Below are 21,253 nucleotides of genomic sequence, written 5' to 3'. Positions count from 1 at the left end.
TTTTCGCTGATACCGTCCCTCTTTTCACTATTTACTATAGAGCACAACCCATGAAATTTATATGGAGGAATAAAAGGAACATATGGAGGTTTGTCGTATCTTTATAGTAAAGTTATAGTGAAAAACACCTATCTCTCATTTCTGGAGGAACCTATGAATCCCGATCATTATCAATTTGAAATCGGCATTAACCTGCATCCTGATGAGGGTGAGCTTATCGTTCTTTTTAGCGGCGAAGGCAGTCCCAAACCAGGTCACAAGGTCGGACCATCCGTCCATGACTATTATTTAATTCATACCGTGCTTTCGGGTGAGGGGATATTTGTAAGCGAAGGGCGTAAATTTTCATGTCAGGCAGGAGATACGTTTCTCATTATGCCGGGCAGCTTGTTCAGCTATGAATCGGACCGGCAGACGCCTTGGCAGTATGTGTGGGCGGCGGTCCAAGGAGAGGGTGCTTCACAGCTGCTAAAGCAAGCAGGATTTTCTCAGGAAAAGCCTGTGTTAAAAGGTGCTGACCCTTCGGCTCTTCATTCTTTCTACCGGAGGATCAAGCATTCTTTCAAGCAATCGCCATTTCCCGAACTGGAAAGTCTGGAAGCATCGGGCTGGCTGAGGCTGCTGATCCATCGGCTAGGACTTGTGAGCAGAGACTTGGGGGACACGGCCGCTCAGCATTCGGAGATGATCGACCGTCAGGTTGAGCAGGCCAAACGCTGGATGTCGCTTCAGTACCACCAGCAGCTCGGCATCAGCCAGATGGCTTCCTCTCTGGGGTATCACCGGGCCCATTTCTCCAAAGCTTTCAAGGAACGGACCGGGCTGTCCCCGAAGCAGTATCTGATGAAGATCCGGATGGACAAAGCAAAAGAACTGCTGGAAAGCAGAGTCTTGACGATTGATGAAGTATCATCGTCCGTCGGCTTTAACGACGCGCTCTACTTTTCCAAGCAGTTCCGTAACTGGTGCGGGCAGTCTCCAAGCGAATACCGCAGCGGGTTTATGCGTTAAGCTGCCGCCTTATTGGCCAGGTATGCGCCAGCCATACGCCAAACGCGGTGAAGGCGAGCCCTGGTCACGCCTGCGCCTTCCAATTGCCCCGACTTGAGGACTCGAGGTGCCGTTCGCTAAGCCAAGCGGTTACCGCCGCTTCCGCTTCGTCCAAATGGTTGACTTTGAACGTCACCTTCTCGGACTCGCCGTACAATAGGGATGTATAATCGTATTTCGGATCATAGTAATGCTCCAACAGCAACAGGACCGCGTTCTCGAAGTTTCCTGCTACGAGACTCCGTTCAATCTCCGCCGCGATCGGCACGTGAATTCGAGATTTAATTCTACGGAATGCCATCAGGAGCTCCTCCTGATGCTCTTTTGGGCGATAGTCCTTCATGATCTGCGCTACCCTGGATTCAAGCGGCATTTCAATCCACAGTTGGGTGCCCGTCTCCTTCTGCCGGCTCATGAATTGCGGCATGACTACCTTGCCGATCCGCATGCTCTCCGCCTCGAACAGCACATACGGCGAATGTTCCAGCGTGATCAGCTTCTCCAGCAGCAGACTGTCAAAGGTCTTTTGATTATTTGCCTGGAGACCGACCTGTCCGAAAATCGACCCCCGGTGTCCCGCGATGCCTTCCAAATCAATCACAGGATAGCTGTTACGCTGAAGACGATGCAGCAGCGCCGTTTTTCCGGTACCGGTGTTCCCGTGGATAATGTAGGAATGCGGCTTGAAATCATAGAACTCCAGCGAATCCATCACCCATTTCCGGTACGCTTTGTAGCCGCCGGTCAGACGATTGACGTGAATATCCATCAGGGAGAGCAGGGTCGCCGTCGTCCGGCTCCGCATGCCGCCTCTCCAGCAAAATACCGTCTTGTCCCCGGGGATTTCAGCGAATTGCCGTATGAAAGCAGGCAGCTTGGCAGAGACAAGCTCAAGCCCCCGGTCCTTTGCCGCCTGAACGCTCGTCTGCTTGTACAGGGTGCCGACCTCCGCCCTTTCCGCATCGTCGAACAGCGGAATGTTGAGGCTGCCCGGAATCGTGGAGTCTCTGTATTCAGAAGGGGAACGGACGTCAATGATCGTCATCTGTTTGCGATCTTTCAGCGCCCGAAGCTCTTCGAGTGTAATATCCTGAAACAATAGTCTCTCTCCTTCTTATGTCCTGCTGTAAACGCGATCAAAAGCCGCTTAGGGGCATCCGGCTCTGTTGTTCCTGCCCCTCGGCTTAAATTGCTTGCACCGGACCTTTATATGACTGTAATCTGTCCAGGGTGCTCGGCGGTAACTTCCCCGATCATTGCGGCTTCAACTCCCGCGGCTGCCAGATCGCTTAGCAACGCTTCACTATCATGCCCGGCAACGGAGATCAGCAGCCCTCCAGAGGTGACGGCATCGCATAAAATATAGCGGTCAATCTGATCCAGCGATTCTGGATAAATAATCGTACCTTCCAGATGGGCGTAATTGTTGCGGGTTCCGCCTGGAACGAAGCCCTGCTCCGCCAGCTCACGGACTCTCGGCAGCACCGGTACGGCCTCCCTGCGGATGATGAGTCCGCTGCCGCTTCCCTTGGCCATTTCCGAGGCATGTCCGAGCAGTCCGAAGCCCGTTACGTCGGTGCAGGCGTGGACTTCGTACGCGCTCATGACCTCTGCTGCCGTCTTGTTCAGTGTGGACATAACCGCTGTCAGACGTGCGGTTTCTTCAGGTGACAGCTGGTTTTTCTTAATCGAAGTTGTCAGGATGCCGACCCCGATCGGCTTGGTCAGGACCAGCTTATCCCCCGGACGCGCGGCGGCATTGGTCCGCACTTTGTCTGGATGGACTAGTCCGGTGACGGCAAGGCCGAATTTCGGCTCCTTGTCATCAATAGAATGGCCGCCGACCAGCGTAGCGCCCGCTTCGCTCACCTTATCCGCAGCGCCGCGAAGAATATCGGCCAGAATGCTCTTATCCAGTGTGGAAATAGGAAATGCGACGATATTAAGCACGGTCAGCGGCTTACCGCCCATCGCGTAAATATCGCTCAGCGCATTGGCGGCGGCGATTTGACCGAAGGAATACGGATCGTCAACAATCGGCGTAAAGAAATCGACCGTCTGTACCAGCGCCTGCTCATCGCTTAGACGATACACTCCCGCATCATCGCTTGTGTCAAGTCCGACGAGCAGATCGGGATTTGGCACCGATTTCGGCAAATTCCGGAGAACCTGCATCAGATCGGCGGGACCGATTTTGCAGCCGCAGCCTCCTTTAGAGGATAACGAGGTTAATTTAATAGGTTCGGCAAGAGACATTGAAGAGCCAACTCCTTATATTTGAGTATTCGTGAAATGGAGAACAATAGCACCTCCTATATTACACGATCCTAACAACATTGCGCAAAATAGTGCTTCCCTTACGACCTTATTATGCTATAATTATGAAATTTGAAATAAAAGTATGGGGGTTAATCGCTGCTATGTCACCTGTAACAAACAGCTCAACGTATTCCAATCAACCAAAGGACTATAAAGCCATCGTATTTACGGTCATCTTTCTGCTCATTGCCGTAGCCGGACTCTCCTATGTCAAATGGTGGCCCTACTATCACAAGGCGTTTAAGGCTGCTGCCGAGCATTCTATCGGGTCTTCCATTTTGACCGGCAAAGAAGCCGTGGCTCCCGCACCTTCGCTGCAAGCTGCTTTGGATTATGCCGCAGCCTATTTCAAATCCGTATGGAAAGCCGCAGTGCTCGGTATTCTGCTCGGTTCGCTTGTACAGGTTCTGATCCCGTCCCAGTGGCTGCTGCGGGTTCTGGGAAAAGCTAACTTCAAGAGCACAGCGATCGCGGGACTTGCTTCTCTGCCCGGCATGATGTGCTCGTGCTGCGCCGCACCGATAGCTGTCGGCCTGCGCAAGAAAAACGTATCGGTTGGCGCCGCGCTGGCGTTTTGGATCGGCAATCCCGTCTTGAACCCGGCAACGCTCATTTTCATGACCTTTGTACTGTCCTGGAAATTTACCCTGATGCGAATCGTATTTGGACTGATTCTTACGTTTGGCATCAGCTACTTGGCTAATAAATTCGCCGGGAATACAGAGGTTCCCGATACGCTGGCCCAACCTGCGATGGAAGCTCCCGCGCCGCAAGGCCCGCTGCTGCTCCGCTGGGCTGCTGCTGCCGGAAGAATGCTTCTGGCCGTTGTACCGGCCTATATCCTTACGGTTCTGCTGTTGGGAGCGGCGCGGGCATGGATGTTCCCGTCGCTTGGAACCGGAATTGCCAGCGGCATTCTTGCCGTTCTGGTCTTCGCCATTGCCGGCACACTGTTTGTCATTCCGACAGCTGCGGAAATTCCGATTATCGGAACCTTTCTTTCCTTCGGATTCGGCACGGGCGCTGCCGGAGCGCTGCTCGTGACACTGCCGGCTATCAGCCTGCCGTCGCTGCTTATGGTTTACCGCTCATTTCCGCGCCGGGTTGTATGGTTTGTCTTCTTCTCCGTCGTTGCAGCCGGTATTCTCGGAGGTGCTGTAGGCGCGATCGTACTGTAACGGATTCGGATTTATAGATAAATAATCCTTAAGTAAAAACTCCCTTCTGCTATTTACCAGTAGATTGGGAGTTTTTGCTAGGATCGTGTAATTATCTTGGTGCAAACCACGATATAGCAAAGACGGGGATGTCCCATAAGCCATAGAAGGGCTAATGGGATGCCCTTTCGTATTATTAGGTCAGCCAGAAACTTCTGGTTGGCCTATTTTTGTAGTTGTTTTAAGATGGCGGTAGCCGGGAGAACGTGGATGTCCTTGGGGAGCATACCCCGTCAAAAAAACTGTTCTCCTACTGCCTCCAATGACCATGTTTGAGCTGGTAGGGGCAATGGACCCCGCATCACAAGCGAAGCTATGGGGTTGGAACCATCGTAGGATTGCCGGTAAATAATAATCAGGAGGTTGTTATGGAACCCGTAGTGGGAGTGGATGTAGCAAAGGGATTCAGTGTGGTACAAGCATTTCTAAAACGGAATGAGCCTTGCGGGAAAGCGATGAGCATCTCGCATGAGGAAGGCGGATTTGAGCAATTGGGGGAGATTCTAGCAGAGCTGCAGACAAAGACAATGCATCCCCCGGTCGTTATTCTTGAAGCGACAGGCCACTACCACCGTGGACTTGTCGCCTATCTAGAGCGCAGCGGATGGACGTACTTCATTGTCAACCCGTTACAAGCAAAACGAGCGAAAGGCACACAGTTGCGCAAGGTAAAGACGGATGCTGCAGATGCATGGCACTTAGCCGAAATGTATTACCGGGGAGATGTTACACCGCATCGGACTTGGGATGAGGGGTTTACGGAGCTCCAACATGTAACCAGACAACATGAGTTTGTGACGGGGATGTTTGTGCAAGCGAAGTTAAACATGAGGGCCTTGCTGGATCAGGTGTTTCCGACATACGAGAAGGTCTTTCGCAATCTATTCTCCGTGACGTCTTTACACGTATTGGCCTGTTGTCTGGAAGGTCAAATCGAGAATCTTCATGCAGTCATCCAAAAATGTACAAGGAGTTCACATTCTCAGAAGTGGACGGAAGCCAAGATGGAGCAAATGAAAGAAGCATTATCTTACTGGAAAGAACAGTCAAGGAGTCGTGCTCAAACCTCCGTTTTACGTGGTATGGTCAACTTAGTCCTTGCTTTTTCAGACCAACTGAGCGAACTAGAAAAGCAGATGGATGAGCTGGCAACGTGTCTTCCAGAGGTCGAATTAGTGAAGAGTATACCGGGAATCGGGGATAAGCTTGCAGCTGCAATTGTCGCAGAGATCGGTGATGCTCGGCAGTTTAAAGAAGCAAAACAACTTGTGGCTTTTGCAGGTTTAGACCCTGGAATATTCAGCTCCGGCAAATTTACGGCGACTAGCTCCCGAATTACAAAACGTGGCTCCAAGAGACTTCGTCGAGCGTTATATTTAGCCGTACAGTGCGGGATTCGAGGAAGAACCAATCCTAGAATCCGAGACTATTACGATAAAAAAAGAAAAGAGGGCAAGCCCTACAAGGTGGTTGTGATCGCCTGCGCCAACAAGCTACTCCATCACGTATACGCCATCCTCCGTAAAAAGCAGCCCTTCCAACCATAATACCCATAATTATCCATAACCTTCACGCCAATGAAGGTTCTTTGTCATGCTTTAAAAATAGTATACCAAGAAGAACGCAAATCACCAATACAAAATCCTTGACAAGTATTAGCTGGTTTTTTCAGGTGGGATTTAGGTAGATGGGCGGGGCTACCCGAATGGAAGCGGGGAAAATGCAGAAAACCTGAAATTGTACATCTTTTGGTCGACTAAGAATAGCGATGTATAACATGCCTACGGAAATACAGGTTTTTCTCCGCTCCGCCTCCAATTCAGTCAGCACAGCCTCAATTCCCTGTATCATCTCCTAGGCCCCCTAATTAAACTGGAGTCCTCCCACCCAATAATTTAAACTGGAGACAAGGGAGAGATGACGAGAATGGGAAAGAGGCTGAAAGAGGAAGCACGGCTTAAAGTTGTTAAGGAAGCGTTAGCCGGAGTTAAGGTGGGGGTATTATCCCGCATGTATGACATCCATCCAGAAACCATACGCGGGTGGATTAGGGATCATCGTGACTCCATTCCACCCGAAGATATTCCGGTTGCAGATGAGCATCTGCAAGAACTTCAGCGACTGCAGGATGTGGAACAGCGCTACGAAAAGGCCATGAAGGTGCTCGGGGAAAAAGAACTGGAGCTCGAGATTCTGCGAGAACTGCTAAAAAAGAAAAACCCCGCTTATCCGAAAAATTCGAAGTAGCAGACCTATTTATTAAGCGGGGGGAACCAGTGGCACGGGTTCTGCGAATACTTGGATTATCTGAATCGACGTACTATGATCGTAAAAAACGAGCTGCCCGTCCGGCAACAAAACGCCCACCAGAAGGCCAGATGGGACGTCCGGTGCCGGGTTACTCCTTCACGGTTACGGGAGAAAAAATCAGCGACGAACAAATCAAGGAATGGCTGCTTGAGCTCCTCGAAGGCGAAGAGCATGTCTATGGCTACAAACTTCTTGCGCAATGTATTCGTAACCGGTACAGCGTAAAGCTGAACAAGAAGAAAGGATATCGCTTGTGTAAAGAGCTAGGGATTCTTCAGCAATCCCGTAAGCGCCTCCCCTCACATCCACGCCGGCTTCCCAAGAACCGGGTCGTCACCGGGTCCAATCAGTTGTGGCAAATGGACATCAAGTACGGCTATATCATCGGTCAGGAACGTTTCTTTTTTGTACTTAGCATCATTGATGTGTTTGATCGTATGGTTGTTCGGCAGTACAGAGGACCCGTATGTGAGGCCAAACATGCAGTCCAAACCCTATGGCGGGCGCTACAGAGTCGTCTCCAATCCGGAGAAGTTATGCCCGTGATTCGAACGGACAACGGGCCGCAATTCGTCAGCAAGTTATTTGGAGATACCTGTGAAAGCCTGGACATGATTCACGAACGCATCCCGCCGCGGACACCGAATATGAATGCATACATTGAATCCTTTCATAGCTTATTGGAACGCGATCTGTTCAGCAAAAGAGAGTTCATGACCTTCGACGAAGCCTATGAGGCCCTCGATCAATATATGGACTTCTACAACAACCGCAAGATGCATGGCAGCTTGAAATTAATGCCTCCAGCGAAGTTTTCAGAGTGGGTTAAAACGCTGGAAGACTCATCGACATTTCATAAAGCCATGTAATATCTTGAAATAAAGAGTTATTTTACGAACGCTTGTTAATTGTAGGGCATGACTCCGGATTTAAGGGGCCTAGCCGTCATTGCAGGTTTTCTTTGAGAAACCACGTTTTTGCTCGAAAAAAGCTGCATTTTAGCTGGTTTGCAAATGATGCTGAACTAAAATCATAACCAACCTGACCCGTCCCTTGATGATAGAGCGATTACCCTAATTAGAACAGCAAAAGCCAGCGAGTCTCCAATAACCGAAAGACTTGCTGGCTTCTTCACTTTTTTAGGAAGGTGGCCGTGCCGCTAGTATATGACAGCTCCGTTGCTGCGTCTTTATTCCTTGCTTCCCGTGTTGGCGATTCCTTGCACATAATACCGCTGAAGCGGAATCAGGAGCATCACCGGAATCACCACGGACAACATCGCTGCGGCGAACATTTCGTTCCAATACGTGCCGTATTCCGTGATGAAGTCGCTTAATGCGACTTGAATCACTTTGTATTGCTTGGAGCGGGTGGCAATGAGCGGCCACATAAAGGACTCCCACTGCTGAATGAAAATGAGCAAGCTCGCGCTGACGGTCACCGGCTTGCACATCGGCATGACGATACCGGCGTATACCCGGAGCCATGAAGCGCCATCTATACGCGCTGACTCGACGAGAGAATAAGGAAGCTCCAGGAAAAATTGCCGGAACAGGAAAATGACCAAGCCATTGACCACGCCAGGCACAATGATACCGGCATAGGAATCGATCCATCCCAGCTTGTTTACCAGGCTGTAGAGCGGAATGGAAATGACCTCAAAAGGAATCATAAACGTTACCAGAACCAGCAGAAACAACGCCGATTTGCCGCGGAATTCCAAATAAACAAAAGCAAAGGCGGCCATGGAGCCGAGCAGCAGCCCCCCTAGGACGGTAGTGATGCCTATAAAAAAGGTGTTCAGGAAAATCTGGCCGAACCCTCTCTCCGTAAACAGCGAACGGTAAGCCTCAAGGGTGAACTGGGTAGGCCAAAACGTTTTCCAAGTGACAGGCGACATGTATTTGTAGATCTCATCCAAAGGCCGAAACGAGGACACAAGCGCAAAAGCGAGCGGAAGCAGTACGATTAACGCCAGGACCAGGTGAATGACATAAATCGGAAGGGAAGAGCGGAATAATCGAATCACGTTCATTTCCTTTCTAATGGGAAGTCTTGAGCCACCTGAACTGAAAAGCGACGATCGTCAGCGTGATCAGCAGCAAAGTGACGACAATGGAAGAAGATCGGCCTAAATCTGAGTATAAAAAAGCGTTGTTGAAGCTTTCGAACATCAGCACATCCGTACTGTTCTCCGGTCCGCCTTTTGTCAAGATGTACATCGGCGAGAAGAGTAGAAAATTGGCGGTTGTGACCGACACTACCACAAACGTCAAGGGGCGCTTCAACATCGGGTATACGATATGAATCATCTGCTTCCAGCGGCTGGCGCCGTCCAGGGAGGAGGCCTCCAGCAGAGAAGTCGGCACTTCCTGCAGGCCGGCCAGCAGGAACAAAGCCCAGTAGCCTACGCCTTTCCAGGAGGCGATGGCGATGATGGAGCCCAGGGCCTGGGAGCTGCTGCCAAGGAAAGGCTGCTGAGGCAGGCCAAGCGCAGCGAGAATGGAGTTGACCACGCCCTGCTCCGGGCTGAGCATAATATTCCACAACATGCAGGCCGTTGGAACCGAAATCGCGACAGGCACGAAATGAACGCTGCGGAACCAGGCAATTCTTTTGATTTTGGCGTTTAAGAGCAGCGCCAGGAAGAAGGCCAGTAGGATTTGCAAAGGATTTATGATGACGTTGAACAACAGCGTCACTTTCAGGGAGTTCCAGAAGACCGGATCGGTAAATAAAGAAATATAGTTCTGCAATCCGACGAAGCTGCGGCCGCCGGTTATAAACGTTGTGGTGTACAAGCTTTGCACAAATCCGCTTAGAATCGGATACAGCTTAAATAGAACCAGACCCGCCAGGGCGGGGAACAGAAACAACAGGATTGTACCTATGTTTTTTTCACTTCGCATAAAGGTCACCTTTAAGTTGGAGATCAGATCATCCATTGGTTTGATAGAACAGGAACAGTACCAGGTCGGCAAACACAAGAAGAAAGAAGGGAGAAGGCCACCCCTTCCCCCTCATAGGTTTCATGCGTTTACTTAGCGGCTACACCCTGGTATTTCTTTAACTGGTTGTCGATGACGGAGACGGCATTATCGAGTGCTTTTTGCGGGTCGGCGCCATTTTTGATGTCATCGAAAGCTTTATTCATATTCGACTCCCATTCCAGATAACCTGGCGTCTTAGGACGGGGAACGGCGGTTTCGCGCGATTCTTTGGCCGCGATCCGGATGACCGTGTTCGGGAATTCTCCGTATTTCGGATCAGAATCGATGGCGTTCAGCAGATCAAGCTGCGGAGGCAGCGTGCCGCCTTCTTCAAAAATAATTTTGGAGCCTTCGCCAAGCGTCAGGAACTCGACCAGCTTGGCTGCCGCTTCTTTTTTGTCCGAATATTTGGACACGCCAAGGTTCCAGGCCCCGGTTGGCGTGGCGATTTTCTGTCCGGCGAAATAGGGATGCAGGGTGACGCCGAAGTTAACCCCCGAATCGCGGATTTTGGGCATGTTCTGGTTGGTTGCCAGGTACATCGCCACTTTGCCGGAGGTGAAGTAATCGAGCGATTCCTCTTTTTTGATCTTCGGACTTACTTTATCTTTGTTGAACAGGTCGGAATAGAATTGAAAAGCTTTCACCGCTCCCGGAGAGTTGGAATTCCCGGTGGAGGTCAAGCCGTCGTCGCTGATCATTTTAACGCCCAGGCTGTCGGACAAAGCGAGCATTTGGTAAGCTTTGCTGATTTGCTCGAACGAGAAACCGTAGACATTGTCGGAGGTCAGCTTTTTCGCCAAGGCGACAACCTCTTCCCAAGTCATGCGTTTGTCTTCAGCAGGGAAAGGGATTCCTTGTTGCTGGAACAAATCTTTGTTGTAATAGAGCACCTGGCTGGAGCTGTTCATCGGAGCGGCCATCAATTGGTTTTGATACGAGACGGTTTCGACGGCGGAAGGCGTCCATTCTTTTTTCGCATCCGCGTCAATCAGGTTGTCCAGCGGCTCAAGATAGCCTTTGACCGAATAATTCATCACAAGCGGCGAATCGACAAACAAGGCATCTACATCTTTGGACTTGGCGCCGAGCTTGATTTCAATCGTCTCCATGAGCTGGTCGTAAGGAGCCAGGTCAAGTTTCACTTTGATGTTCGAGTTCTGCTGCTCAAACGCTTCAATGGCTTTCGTCAGAGGTTTCTCATAATTGGAGTACGCGGCGAACGTAATTTCTGTTGCCGATGTGTTTGCTGCGGAGGTGTTTGGCGCTTCCGAAGTTTCAGGCGTAGAAGCTGTGTTGTCTTTGGCGCATCCTGCCAGAAGCGTTGTTGTGACAAGGAGCAGGGTGAGCCAGGCACCGAATTTTTTTGTCGATGTTTTTGTCATGATGAAACCGCCACCTCATTCTCATTGGAAAATTTTATACTTAGCTAAAGTTTGCCTTCTTCCTTCTTGCCTTCAAGAAAATAACCGTCGGTACATCAGTTCAAAAAAGCGTTCTTTATCGAGCTCCAAAGCCACTTCGATGTGGCTTGCCGGGTTAAGCTCAGCAATCGTTTGTCCCGAAGTCGCCCGGTGATCATATTCGACCCTGACCTCCATAGGCACGGCCCGAATCAAAGTCGGATCAATCAGCGTTGCAATCGTCAATGGGTCACACATGTAGGAAAAGTCTCTCTGCATATAATCCATGAACGTATGCATCATCCGGACCAGGTAGGCGGCCAGCGGAGTCCCGCTTTGCGCCATCTGGTCGGCTTCGGCTCTTGAAAAGATCGCTTGCCGCGTGACATCGAGCCCGAGCATCAGGATTGGTGCGCCGCTGCCAAACACGACTGAGGCGGCTTCCGGATCACATTGGATATTGTGCTCGACCGGCTCCAGCTCGGCACCGTTAGATGCCAGCCGGGTAACACCGCCCATCATGACAATGCGCTTCACCAGCTTGGCGATGCGGGGCTCAAGAATAAGGGCAGCCGCTACATTGGTTTGTGGCCCAATCGTGACCAGCGTGATTTCGCCCGGATTCTCCAGGATGGTCTGGATGATAAATTCAACGGCATGCCGCTTGGGAAGCTCCAAGTCATCGTTCAGCCGCAGGCCTCCTCCTTCGATTCCGGCCCGCAGTAAGGGACGGTTTCTGAGTAAAGGAAGCGGTATACCTAAAAATACAGGCACGTGGTTCACCCCGCACAGTTGCAAGATGGCTTGAGCGATTCGTGCGCGGGTGTGAACCTTTCCGTAGACAGTGGTAATGCCTTCCACTTGAATCTCCGGAGATTTTAAAGCCAGTGCAACGGCTACAGCATCGTCTGCGTTTGTTCCGATGTCCGTATCCACAATAATTCTTGACAATAAATCCACTACTTTCTCTCTGGTTGCTCTAGGGTACCCCTATTTAGTACGGGTCACCTATGATGGGTTTGAGGTTCTGAATAAGGATTTGCTTACGGTCGTAACGGATCAAACCTTGTTGCTTCCACTTGCTCAGCAGTTCCGAGACGGTCTGCCGGGTACAGCCGATCATATTGGAGATTTCCTCATGATTCAGGTCGAGTTCGACTTGGATTTCCCCGGACGGAGAAGGGTTTCCCAATTGCTGAAGCAGCCAGGCCAGACGCCAAGCGACAGGTTTGGAGATCAGCAGTTCGACCGTGCTTTGATGATGAATGAGCCTGTGGGTCAGCGTATATAAAATATCTCTTGTGACTTCCGGGTTCGTCAAAATCTGTTCGCGTATAATCGATGAATCAAGCACCCAGATCTGGCTGTCATGCAGGCATTGGGCGTAGCAAGGATGATTTTGCTGCAATATAATTTCCGCCAAGCCGAACGCATCTCCCGTTCTGCGTATGAAAAAAGTCACGTCGCGGCCTTCATCTGTGAACTGGCAGACTTTCAGAAGCCCGGATTCGATGAAATAAGAACCGGCAGGCACCGAACCTTTGGTAAAGACAAAGGAGCCTTTCGGAAAATGTCGCAAAGTGCCGTGCCTCTGGTGCAGGGCATATACCGAATCCCCGGAGCTTTTCGGGTCCGCCTGATTGTGAGCGAGGGCTGCGGTTTGAAGGTCAAGCAAGGCAGTCCCCTCCTCCACTCCTGTACACAAAGCGCAGACGGGATTGTCCACTTGCTGAACCTGAATTCAGTATAGATAAATCTTTATGGAGATTCTGTCGGGTACCCGACAGGGATTGAAGAATCTGTTGAAGTGGCGGCATCGTCCTATTCCCCCAATCGTGATTTCGTATCTTTCAGTATGGCGGGGGTTTACAAAAGCCGTGTCATGGCGGGGTTAAAGTTTGTAAAACCCATTTTTTACGTATAACCAGGAAAGAATGGCCTTTGATCTCACTTGATCCTATAGCTCTCGATAACTATAGAGCTTGTCAGGGTTTCAGAAGCATGTACGAGCCGGGAGCTTGTACTCGAAGACGGGGAAATTCACGGGGTGCTCAAAAGTGGTGAACGTTGAGTGCGAGGATATGAGCAGAAGGAATAAGCTGCAAATGACATGTATATTACACGATCCTAGCAAAAACTCCCGATCTGCTGATACCAGCGGATCGGGAGTTTTTTGGTAATGGCTCTTGGAATGAGATTAGTCCATCCGCCAACGTTTAACCATTTCATGGAAGCCCGGGACATCCAGACCGTCCACCGAAAAAGCTTTGCGCAGCAGATCCTGGGGAATCCACTCGTCGTATTTTCCGAGGTATGGGGCTTCGCCCGGCGACAGCAGCGCAAGCGGGTCGAGTCCGCCGGAGCTTGCTTCCATGATGGAAGCCTCCAGCCAGTCAGCGTCGGCTTTACCGGCGACGACCATGTAGTACGGCTCCATCGGCACTACCGAGCGCAGCCCCAACGGACGCGTCAGCTGATGCTTCAGCAGCCGCTCCAGCGTGCGGAAGGTCCGGCTGCCCGCCCAGGGCAGAATGAACAACGAGTCGCCGCCCGCCGGAAGCACGGAGCGCTGAAGCAGCCCACTCTCCCGCGCCAGCCGCCTTGCCCGTTCGAGCCGGGCCGCCGCTCTCGGCGCGAGATACGGGTACAGCGCCGTATCGCCAAGAATGTCCCGGATTTTGGTCATAATCCGGGTATGCACATCGCCGCCTGCGCCAAGCCACAGCGTATCGACTTTGCCGCGCGAAGCCTTCACATATACCGCCTTGTGGCGGTTGTCGACCTCTTCCACCTTCCACAGCTTGCCAGCCAGCGTGAAGCAGTAACCCGGCGGCGGTACAGTTGTAATCGAGCCGATTTCCTCTGTTCCGTTATATACGACATGCTCCTCATCGTCCTTGAAGACGGCCAGAAAGCGGAAATTGTTGACGATTTTCTCACCGGCAAGCCCGATCAACAGACTGCCTTCGTCCATTTGCTCAATCTGCCCCATTCCAAGCTGGTAAGCCATAAAGGCATCATAATCCTCTTCGCTGAACCCTTTAAAAGAAGGCAGTGAGAGAACGGCATCGCGGAGCTCCTCCGGCTCTGCCTCACCCATGCTCTTCAGGATGCTCATCGTCTGGTGGTACAGCAGCCCGACCGGCATTTGCCGGACCATCAGCGGCTCGACCCATCTCTCCCGCACATACAGCTCGATAACGGCGATTGCCCGGAGCAGTGTCCAGGGCATGCGCGCCGGCAGCTGCGCTTCCTCGTCCTCTTCCTCCGGCGTGACGAACATCATCTCCGCGGCGGCGTCGCCCCGCCGACCCGAGCGGCCCAGCCGCTGCACGAAGCTGGAGCAGCTGTACGGCGCCCCGAGCTGCATGACCCGCTCCAGCTGGCCAAGATCGATGCCCAGCTCCAGCGTGAGCGTCGCTGCGGCGACCGCCGCACCGGAGCCCTCGCGAAGCGCGGCTTCCGCCTCCTCCCGCAGCATCGCGGAAATGCTGCCGTGGTGGACGTGGAACACGTCCGGCTCCTGGCGCTTCGCCGCGATGCGCCTCATTTCAAGGATCGCCGTTTCCGCATCGGTACGGCTGTTGGTGAAGACGAGCGCTTTTTTGAGCCGGGTGTGGTCGTAAATATAGTCATAATACGCCTTGCGGGCAAGCTCCAGCGCTTCGGACTGCTTCTCGTCCCTCGCATCGGGAAAAGAAAAATGCTCAACACTCAACCGAAGCTTCCTCCCGCCCTGCGGCGCGGATACCTGCACCTGCTCCCGCGTCCCTGCGGCAAGCCAGTGTGTGGCGGTGCCATAATCGCTGAGCGTAGCGGATAGCCCGATTCGGCGCGGCGAACAGCCCGCCATACGGGAGATCCTTGCCAGGAGGCTGAGCACCTGGATTCCCCGGTCCGCGCCCATAAAGGCATGCACTTCGTCAATAATGACAAAGCGCAGATCGCCAAACAGCGCCGGAATGGCATTTGGACGGTTCATCAGCAGGCCTTCCAGCGACTCAGGGGTTATCTGAAGCACACCGGAGGGGTTCTTCATCAGCTTCGTCTTCTCGGCCTGCGGCACATCGCCATGCCAATGCCAGACAGGAATACCGCCCTCCAGCAGCAGGTCGTTCAGCCTGGTAAACTGGTCGTTGATCAGCGCCTTAAGCGGGGCAATGTATAGTATCCCTACCGAAGAAGAGGGCTTCTCGTAAAGCTCCGTCAGTGCAGGGAAAAATGCCGCCTCCGTCTTGCCGGATGCGGTTCCCGATGCAATCAGCAGATGATCCGGCGATTCCAGCAGCACCCGGCAGGCATCCACCTGCGCTTCGCGGAGCGTCTCCCAGCGGTTTTTGTAAATAAACTCCTTAATAAACGGTGCAAGCCGGTAAAACGGGTTATCGCTCATAGCTCAAACTCCGCCAGCAGGTCATCCATCGATGGGTCCTTGCCTTCATCGGATTTGCCGGTCCGTTCTCCGACTAGGCTCGCAAAAGAGGCTTCCGGATTGCTGTGCAGCGTATGCAGCAGATCCATAAAATCGCGCACGAGCTCGCGGGGCGTCAGAAGCTCATCCGCTCCGAGCCTCGACGAGGCTTCTTCCATAAAATGGACAAGCTGATCGTCGGTTAAGCCAGGGGCATAGCCATAATGCAGCGCATGAATATCCCGGAGTCGTTGCAGCAATACTAGAATCTCCTCGGAAGACAGCATATCGAGCGGAATGATCGGCCCCGAGAAATTACTCGGAGCGGCGGCTCCGTACCGTCCGGCCACAAGCCTGGACCGCAGCGCCTCGTAGCTGAACAGCCCCCGGCGGTGATCCTCGACAAATTGCGGCGTTCCGCCAAGAAATATCCCCAGATGCTCCGCCTTGCCCTGCATCGTGTCATTGAACATGGTGAGCAGCTTCTCATAATTGCTCTGCCTGGATACGCTGTTCGTGATCTTGTACAGGTTGACCCCTTCATCGATGAACAGCAGCAGCCCTTTGTAGCCAATGGCTGCGGAAAATTCCGCCCACAGCTTCATATAGTCGTACCAGTTGTCGTCATCGATAATGACGCCAACGCCCAGCGCCTTGCGGGATTCCGTGCGTGTGGCGAATTCGCCGCGAAGCCAGCGCAGCGCCTCCTGTTTCACGTCTTCGTCGCCGAGCTTGTGGCCGTTCCAGTAAGCCGCCAGCACCTTGGCGAAGTCGAAGCCGTGCACAAGGCTGCGCATAGCCGATGCAACGGCATAAATCTCTTTCTCGACTTCGGCGGCAAAAGCCGGATTCCCAGGGTCCATCCCCTGTTCCTGCATAATCTTCTGCTGAAGAGAAGAAATCCATTTCTGGAGCACGGCTTCCAGCGCTCCGCCGTCCGGGCGGGTACGGGTCGATAAGTGGCTCATCAGCTCCTTATATGTAGCCAGTCCTTGTCCCTTGGTGCCGACGAGTCTGCGCTCGGGAGACAGATCCGCGTCGGCAACCGCGAAGCCGCGGTCCATCGCATAGTTGCGGATCATTTGCAGCAGAAAGCTTTTGCCGCTGCCGTATTTGCCCGTAATGAGCTTGAATGCGGCTCCACCCTCGGCAATGTTGTCAAGGTCTCGCAGAATCGATTCGATCTCTGCGCGGCGGCCGACGGCGACATGCTCCAGTCCGATTCGCGGCACAACGCCTGCCGTAAGGGAATTGACCAGCGCCGTTGTCATTCTTTTTGGGATTTTAAGTTCGTTCATTTCAGGTCTCACCTCTTAAAAAAGTGCAGCATGGATGCATATTCGGGCGAGAGCTCTTCGCCGTCGATTAGCAGGTCGCCAAGCAAATCCATTGCGATTTCGTTAATTTCGTCAATCAGCAGGTCAGGCAGCGCCGCGTGGGCGGCGGCTAATCTGTGCAGCGCAGCCGGACCTTCCGGTCCGGAGAGAGCCAGAACAGCTTCACGCTGCAAAGGACTAAGCGCGTCGGCCAATGATTCCCATTCGTTTCCAGCTGCTGAGGTCGTATTCTGCGGTCCGCCAAACGGTGCAAGCGCTTCGGCAGGCTCCTGCTTTTCCGGAACCCTTGCCCCATCATCGGCAGAATGCACGGCGCTTATCCGCTCCCATTCTTGTTCTTCACCGTCCTGCTCATATAGCCCCAATGCGACAGGTCCGTCCACAGTTGACAGGTCCGTCACAGGCCGTTCAACGGAAGGCTTCTCCTCAGCAGGCTCTTCCACCATCAGCAGTTGACGGACGGCATCCGAGTCGCTGCGCAGCTGTTCCAGCCTGTCCTGATCTATGACAATGTCCGGCCCTTTCTCTTCCAGCTGCGCGTTGCGGAATTCCCGTTCAAGGAATTTGCCGACAAGTTCCTCGATTTCTTTATCAATAGAAATCCCCTTCAGGCGGCCCCGAAAGTCCATCAGCGCGCGGAGCTTATTCTCCGTAAGCCGGAACAGCCGGGTAACCAGGCTGCGCAGCGGCGGCGATTTGCTGACACGGGCGACAGGTACGAGAACAGAATAGCCGTACAGGGAAATATCATAGACGGCGCTGCGAAATAAGTAGCGCTCCCTTGTCACCGGAGGGTCCGGGGGGAACATTTCAAGCAGCGAGGTGCCGTGCTTGCGCCTCACATATGCGTCAATTAGGGCCACTACTTTCGGAACAAAACGTTCCAGCGCTTGGCTTCCGGGACCCGTGTAGAACTTCGATTTGGTTATGTCATAGTCCGACATCAAGGACAGCGCGGGCAAAGTCAGCTGCTCCGGAGCGAACGTAAGGCAGCGCGCCAGCTCCAGCTCCGCGAGGTCACCGCCCAGCCCCTTGGCCCGGACGACAATTTCCCTCAGCGGAATATCCAACTCGTGGATAAAGGAGAAATCCGCAATCCAGCCGCCAAGATAGTGATCCAGACGTTTGAAGGTGCCCCGGTAAGCTTCCCATAACCCAGATAGCTGTTCATGGCCGTCCTGCGGCGTATCCCAGCCGACGCCATTGATCAGCTCATATACATGCAGAAAAATATAAGACAGATCGGTTTCGGGATAACGGCCGTGCCGGACTTCATTCCGCCAATAAAAGTACCATTTCGTCTGCGGACCGGTCATGTGCCCGTAAGTTGGCCAATAGCTCTTGAACTTGACGAATTCCGCCGATGCCTCGGTGTAATCGGCCAGCTCTCTTGCGCGCTCTACGAATTGGCTTTCCGTCGTGGCCGGCCTGGAGACGGAAGCTAACTCGTTATCCCTTCCCGGACCGGCGTATGGATGCGTCGCCTGTTCCGTTACGGAACGATTTATCTGAGAAGAAATCTCCCAGCCAGCTGGGAACTCCTCCTTTCGGGATTCGATTGCCGATGCAGTATGATACCGATCCTCATAAGACTGTACCTGTTTCCGGGGATCGCCCTCTTTTGAATGTACAGTCTCGTCTCTTCGGGGCACAGCCGCGCCAATACGCCCGCTTCGCTTCTCTTCGCGGCGCCCGGGAAGCTCCAAATCCCACAGCTTCAGCTGCTCGGGCCTCTCAGGCAGACCCCGGCTTTTTTCCGCCAAGCTCCGGTTCTTGTCCGCCTTGGCTGAACGTTTCGCCTCTTCCGCCCGAACGTCTTCGCGCGAAGGCACCGCCATATTTTTTTCATCGCCTTCCCAGATTAGCTCCGAGAAATGCGGTTTGTCGTCATAGCTCATCGATCCATCCCGCTCCATTGCCGGCAGTCCAAGAACCGCCCATTTAGTTCCTCCCATTATATCATGAATTATATGATATGCTTCCTATCATGGGAACATTTATTCGGATTATAATGAATAGCAGAAATAAAATTAAGACCAATCGAGGAATGATGGATATGAAAAAAACAAAAATCCACAGAAACATTGCGAAGCTGAAGAGCATCGATCTCTTTTATCTAAAAAGCCGAGAAGACTCCTTCCTCTATAGGGAGGAGATGAATCGGCGGTTTTTTTGCCTTAAAGCGAACATATGTGCTATTATGAAACTATCCTGTACGAAAGGAGGCTTTGTGGCATGATGGTGCATAAAGCTTACAAATATCGCATCTATCCCAACCCGGAACAATGGCAACTCATCCATCGAATGTTTGGCTGTTGCCGTTTTGTCTTCAATCATTTCTTAATCAAATGGAACGAAACCTATGCAGCAAGATTCTATGCCTTCATGGAAGATGGGGCAGAGCGGAAACCTGGGTTGATTTTATTGAGCATTATGGGCAGCAATACAGAATTATCGCACCGGATCAAAGGGGACACGGATTGAGCAGTAAACCTATTTCGAAATATACGGCTGAAGAAATGGCTGAAGACATGATTGAGCTATTAGAATCCCAACCACTGATCCTTTGACCAAAGATTGGCCATTACCATTTTCCAGCTTAACTGAAGCCCAGGATTTTATTCGGCAAACCATGGATTCGGATTTGAGCTATCAATATTTCATGAATAGTTTAGTCGAAACGGTAGAGGGATATCAGATGATGTTCAGCTCTCAGGCTATGGCTGCCGGTATTGCGTATGATGTTAGCTGGTTCCATCTATTACCGGGCATCAAGTGTCCGGTGTTGTTAATCAGAGCAAAGGGCAATGATGCCATCTCCGACGAGGATTTTGGCAAAATGCAATCTCTAATCCCGAATTGCCTCGCCCATGAAGTGTCGCATCCCGATCACAATGTGCATTTAGGAAACAAAGAAGAGTTTTATGGATATTTCAATGAATTTTTGAAAAAAATATAGGTTTTGCTGCCCTGATATAAACTACATCAGCTCCATTCCCTTCGTTTCCTTGCCCAGAAACAGCACGGCTATGGCGCCTACGATAATCGTGGCGAAGAACAGCAGGAAAATGGACGAAATGCCGACGGACTGCCCGACAAGCACACCGACTAGCAGCGGAGCGATAATGCCGCCGATCCGGCCAAAAGACGCGGCCATTCCGACTCCCGTCGAGCGGACAGCCGTCGGGTACAACTCCGGTGTATAGGCATACATTCCGCCCCACGCGCCCAGATTGAAGAACGACAGGCAGATCCCTGCTGCAATCAGCATCCCCTCGGATGAGGCGAAGCCGAACCAGGCCGCGCTGACAGCAGTAAAGAACAAGTAGACGACAAGCACAAATTTGCGCCCGAACTTCTCAATGAAATAAGCGGCCGTAAAATAACCGGGAAGCTGCGCCAGCGTCATGATCAGCGTGTATTCAAAGCTCCGGACAAGGCTGAAGCCTTTCAGTACCATCACCGATGGCAGCCATAGAAACATCCCATAATAAGAAAAGACGACCGTAAACCACAGGATCCAAAGCATAACGGTTGACTTGCGGTAGTCTGCCGACCATACCGAGGCGAACCGCGTCTTGAATGGAACGGGCGCCTTGCGGATTCCTGCAAACCGGGGAGAATCGTCGATAGCCCGCCGGAGATAAAGGGCATACAGGACCGGAACCGCTCCGATAATAAGAGCAAGCCGCCAGCCGTATGAGGGGATAACGAAATAAGCGATCAGCGCGGAAGCAATCCAGCCCAGCGCCCAGAAGCTTTCGAGCAGAACGACCGCCCGGCCTCTCTCGTTAGGCTCGACGCTCTCGGATACGAGCGTGGACGCGACGGGAAGCTCGCCGCCAAGTCCGAAGCCTGCAATGAAACGCAGCACGCACAGTATGGCAAAACCTGCGGCCAGAGCCGACAACCCGGTGGCTGCGGAGAAGATGACCAGCGTCCAGAGCAAAATATTTTTCCGTCCGAATCTGTCAGCCATTATGCCCGCAGCCGCCGCACCCGCAGCCATTCCGAGCGAGTTGATGCTGGTCAGCAGGCCGATTTGTTCCGATTTAAGGCCCCACTCCTTGGCAAGCGCCGCTACGACAAAAGAAATCATGCCGACGTCCATCGCGTCGAACATCCAGCTCAGGCCTGCGCTGAAGAGCAGCTTGCGCTGCTTCGGGTTTTTTAGCAATCTATTTGCTTCCACGTTATAGTCCCCCCATGTTCCATC

Annotated in this window: 18 protein-coding genes and 1 pseudogene; 8 read left to right on the top strand and 11 right to left on the bottom strand. The window is 52.4% G+C overall.

Annotation, left to right across the window (positions count from 1 at the left end):
• Positions 1–153: 153 nt before the first annotated feature.
• On the top strand, positions 154–1,011 hold the full coding sequence (locus VK70_RS09300) for an AraC family transcriptional regulator (RefSeq protein ID WP_025693859.1): 858 nt from the start codon (positions 154–156) through the stop codon (positions 1,009–1,011).
• A 64-nt stretch (positions 1,012–1,075) separates the two neighbouring features.
• Here VK70_RS09300 and mnmH read toward each other — a convergent pair whose 3' ends face one another.
• Positions 1,076–2,149 (bottom strand): tRNA 2-selenouridine(34) synthase MnmH, encoded by a 1,074-nt coding sequence (gene mnmH, locus VK70_RS09295; RefSeq protein ID WP_025693860.1) that lies wholly within the window; start codon positions 2,147–2,149, stop codon positions 1,076–1,078.
• A 107-nt stretch (positions 2,150–2,256) separates the two neighbouring features.
• Positions 2,257–3,306, bottom strand: coding sequence for a selenide, water dikinase SelD (gene selD, locus VK70_RS09290; protein WP_025693861.1), 1,050 nt, complete (start codon positions 3,304–3,306; stop codon positions 2,257–2,259).
• A 164-nt stretch (positions 3,307–3,470) separates the two neighbouring features.
• Between selD and VK70_RS09285 the strand changes: the two genes are divergently transcribed.
• The 4 genes from VK70_RS09285 to VK70_RS09265 all read left to right on the top strand — a co-directional run bounded on the left by VK70_RS09285 (position 3,471) and on the right by VK70_RS09265 (position 7,765).
• A complete protein-coding gene (locus VK70_RS09285) occupies positions 3,471–4,547 on the top strand; it encodes a permease (protein ID WP_025693862.1) in 1,077 nt (358 codons plus the stop codon).
• Between the two features lie 407 nt (positions 4,548–4,954).
• Complete coding sequence (locus VK70_RS09280) at positions 4,955–6,133, top strand: IS110 family RNA-guided transposase (protein WP_025694011.1); 1,179 nt, start codon at positions 4,955–4,957, stop codon at positions 6,131–6,133.
• A gap of 379 nt (positions 6,134–6,512) precedes the next feature.
• On the top strand, positions 6,513–6,833 hold the full coding sequence (locus tag VK70_RS09270; protein ID WP_046723196.1) for a helix-turn-helix domain-containing protein: 321 nt from the start codon (positions 6,513–6,515) through the stop codon (positions 6,831–6,833).
• A 29-nt stretch (positions 6,834–6,862) separates the two neighbouring features.
• Positions 6,863–7,765, top strand: coding sequence for an IS3 family transposase (locus VK70_RS09265; protein ID WP_233277799.1), 903 nt, complete (start codon positions 6,863–6,865; stop codon positions 7,763–7,765).
• Positions 7,766–8,085: 320 nt separating this feature from the next.
• Here VK70_RS09265 and VK70_RS09260 read toward each other — a convergent pair whose 3' ends face one another.
• From VK70_RS09260 to VK70_RS26425, 8 genes are all read right to left on the bottom strand, one after another.
• Positions 8,086–8,931: a carbohydrate ABC transporter permease gene (locus VK70_RS09260; protein ID WP_025694614.1), complete on the bottom strand. Its 846-nt coding sequence runs from the start codon at positions 8,929–8,931 to the stop codon at positions 8,086–8,088.
• A 7-nt stretch (positions 8,932–8,938) separates the two neighbouring features.
• Complete coding sequence (locus VK70_RS09255; protein WP_025694615.1) at positions 8,939–9,805, bottom strand: carbohydrate ABC transporter permease; 867 nt, start codon at positions 9,803–9,805, stop codon at positions 8,939–8,941.
• A gap of 128 nt (positions 9,806–9,933) precedes the next feature.
• On the bottom strand, positions 9,934–11,271 hold the full coding sequence (locus tag VK70_RS09250) for a sugar ABC transporter substrate-binding protein (protein ID WP_233277798.1): 1,338 nt from the start codon (positions 11,269–11,271) through the stop codon (positions 9,934–9,936).
• 72 nt (positions 11,272–11,343) lie between these two features.
• Positions 11,344–12,249: a nucleoside hydrolase gene (locus VK70_RS09245; protein WP_233277797.1), complete on the bottom strand. Its 906-nt coding sequence runs from the start codon at positions 12,247–12,249 to the stop codon at positions 11,344–11,346.
• A 34-nt stretch (positions 12,250–12,283) separates the two neighbouring features.
• Positions 12,284–12,964 (bottom strand): Crp/Fnr family transcriptional regulator, encoded by a 681-nt coding sequence (locus tag VK70_RS09240; RefSeq protein ID WP_025694618.1) that lies wholly within the window; start codon positions 12,962–12,964, stop codon positions 12,284–12,286.
• A 522-nt stretch (positions 12,965–13,486) separates the two neighbouring features.
• Positions 13,487–15,682: a DEAD/DEAH box helicase gene (locus tag VK70_RS09235; RefSeq protein WP_046723192.1), complete on the bottom strand. Its 2,196-nt coding sequence runs from the start codon at positions 15,680–15,682 to the stop codon at positions 13,487–13,489.
• A complete protein-coding gene (locus tag VK70_RS09230) occupies positions 15,679–16,998 on the bottom strand; it encodes an ATP-binding protein (RefSeq protein ID WP_046723190.1) in 1,320 nt (439 codons plus the stop codon). The genes VK70_RS09235 and VK70_RS09230 overlap by 4 nt, the downstream gene beginning before the upstream one ends.
• An 8-nt stretch (positions 16,999–17,006) precedes the next feature.
• Entirely contained in the window at positions 17,007–18,935 is a 1,929-nt protein-coding gene (locus VK70_RS26425; protein ID WP_158454058.1) for a TerB N-terminal domain-containing protein, read from the bottom strand.
• Positions 18,936–19,272: 337 nt separating this feature from the next.
• On the opposite strand from VK70_RS26425, the pseudogene VK70_RS27115 reads away from it, so the two are divergent.
• The 3 genes and pseudogenes from VK70_RS27115 to VK70_RS28520 form a co-directional block, all read left to right on the top strand.
• Positions 19,273–19,407: pseudogene (locus VK70_RS27115) on the top strand (helix-turn-helix domain-containing protein); the annotation flags it as partial.
• Positions 19,386–19,607, top strand: a complete 222-nt coding sequence (locus VK70_RS29485; protein WP_201778750.1) for an alpha/beta fold hydrolase — start codon at positions 19,386–19,388, stop codon at positions 19,605–19,607. The pseudogene VK70_RS27115 and the gene VK70_RS29485, both read left to right, overlap by 22 nt.
• A gap of 62 nt (positions 19,608–19,669) precedes the next feature.
• The gene (locus VK70_RS28520) at positions 19,670–19,996 is read left to right on the top strand and encodes an alpha/beta fold hydrolase (RefSeq protein WP_025694380.1); all 327 of its coding nucleotides are present in this window, start codon (positions 19,670–19,672) and stop codon (positions 19,994–19,996) included.
• 21 nt (positions 19,997–20,017) lie between these two features.
• Here the strand turns inward: VK70_RS28520 and VK70_RS09210 are convergent, their stop codons facing one another.
• Positions 20,018–21,160 (bottom strand): MFS transporter, encoded by a 1,143-nt coding sequence (locus VK70_RS09210; protein ID WP_179945335.1) that lies wholly within the window; start codon positions 21,158–21,160, stop codon positions 20,018–20,020.
• Positions 21,161–21,253: the final 93 nt, after the last annotated feature.

Origin of the sequence: Paenibacillus durus ATCC 35681 (genome assembly GCF_000993825.1) — a bacterium.
Classification (GTDB): domain Bacteria; phylum Bacillota; class Bacilli; order Paenibacillales; family Paenibacillaceae; genus Paenibacillus_AQ; species Paenibacillus_AQ durus_B.
Note: the sequence above shows the minus strand (reverse complement) of the source record. Positions and strands in the feature narration are given on the sequence as shown.

Bases quoted from the DNA above. Each gene is read 5' to 3' on its own strand.
- VK70_RS09235 (WP_046723192.1), bottom strand. From the start codon at position 15,682: ATGAGCGATAACCCGTTTTACCGGCTTGCACCGTTTATTAAGGAGTTT.
- VK70_RS09255 (WP_025694615.1), bottom strand. From the start codon at position 9,805: ATGCGAAGTGAAAAAAACATAGGTACAATCCTGTTGTTTCTGTTCCCC.
- VK70_RS09285 (WP_025693862.1), top strand. From the start codon at position 3,471: ATGTCACCTGTAACAAACAGCTCAACGTATTCCAATCAACCAAAGGAC.
- VK70_RS26425 (WP_158454058.1), bottom strand. From the start codon at position 18,935: ATGAGCTATGACGACAAACCGCATTTCTCGGAGCTAATCTGGGAAGGC.
- VK70_RS29485 (WP_201778750.1), top strand. From the start codon at position 19,386: ATGGAACGAAACCTATGCAGCAAGATTCTATGCCTTCATGGAAGATGG.
- selD (WP_025693861.1), bottom strand. From the start codon at position 3,306: ATGTCTCTTGCCGAACCTATTAAATTAACCTCGTTATCCTCTAAAGGA.
- VK70_RS09210 (WP_179945335.1), bottom strand. From the start codon at position 21,160: ATGTTCGACGCGATGGACGTCGGCATGATTTCTTTTGTCGTAGCGGCG.
- VK70_RS09260 (WP_025694614.1), bottom strand. From the start codon at position 8,931: ATGAACGTGATTCGATTATTCCGCTCTTCCCTTCCGATTTATGTCATT.
- VK70_RS09300 (WP_025693859.1), top strand. From the start codon at position 154: ATGAATCCCGATCATTATCAATTTGAAATCGGCATTAACCTGCATCCT.
- VK70_RS09230 (WP_046723190.1), bottom strand. From the start codon at position 16,998: ATGAACGAACTTAAAATCCCAAAAAGAATGACAACGGCGCTGGTCAAT.
- VK70_RS09250 (WP_233277798.1), bottom strand. From the start codon at position 11,271: ATGACAAAAACATCGACAAAAAAATTCGGTGCCTGGCTCACCCTGCTC.
- VK70_RS09270 (WP_046723196.1), top strand. From the start codon at position 6,513: ATGGGAAAGAGGCTGAAAGAGGAAGCACGGCTTAAAGTTGTTAAGGAA.
- VK70_RS09280 (WP_025694011.1), top strand. From the start codon at position 4,955: ATGGAACCCGTAGTGGGAGTGGATGTAGCAAAGGGATTCAGTGTGGTA.
- VK70_RS28520 (WP_025694380.1), top strand. From the start codon at position 19,670: ATGGATTCGGATTTGAGCTATCAATATTTCATGAATAGTTTAGTCGAA.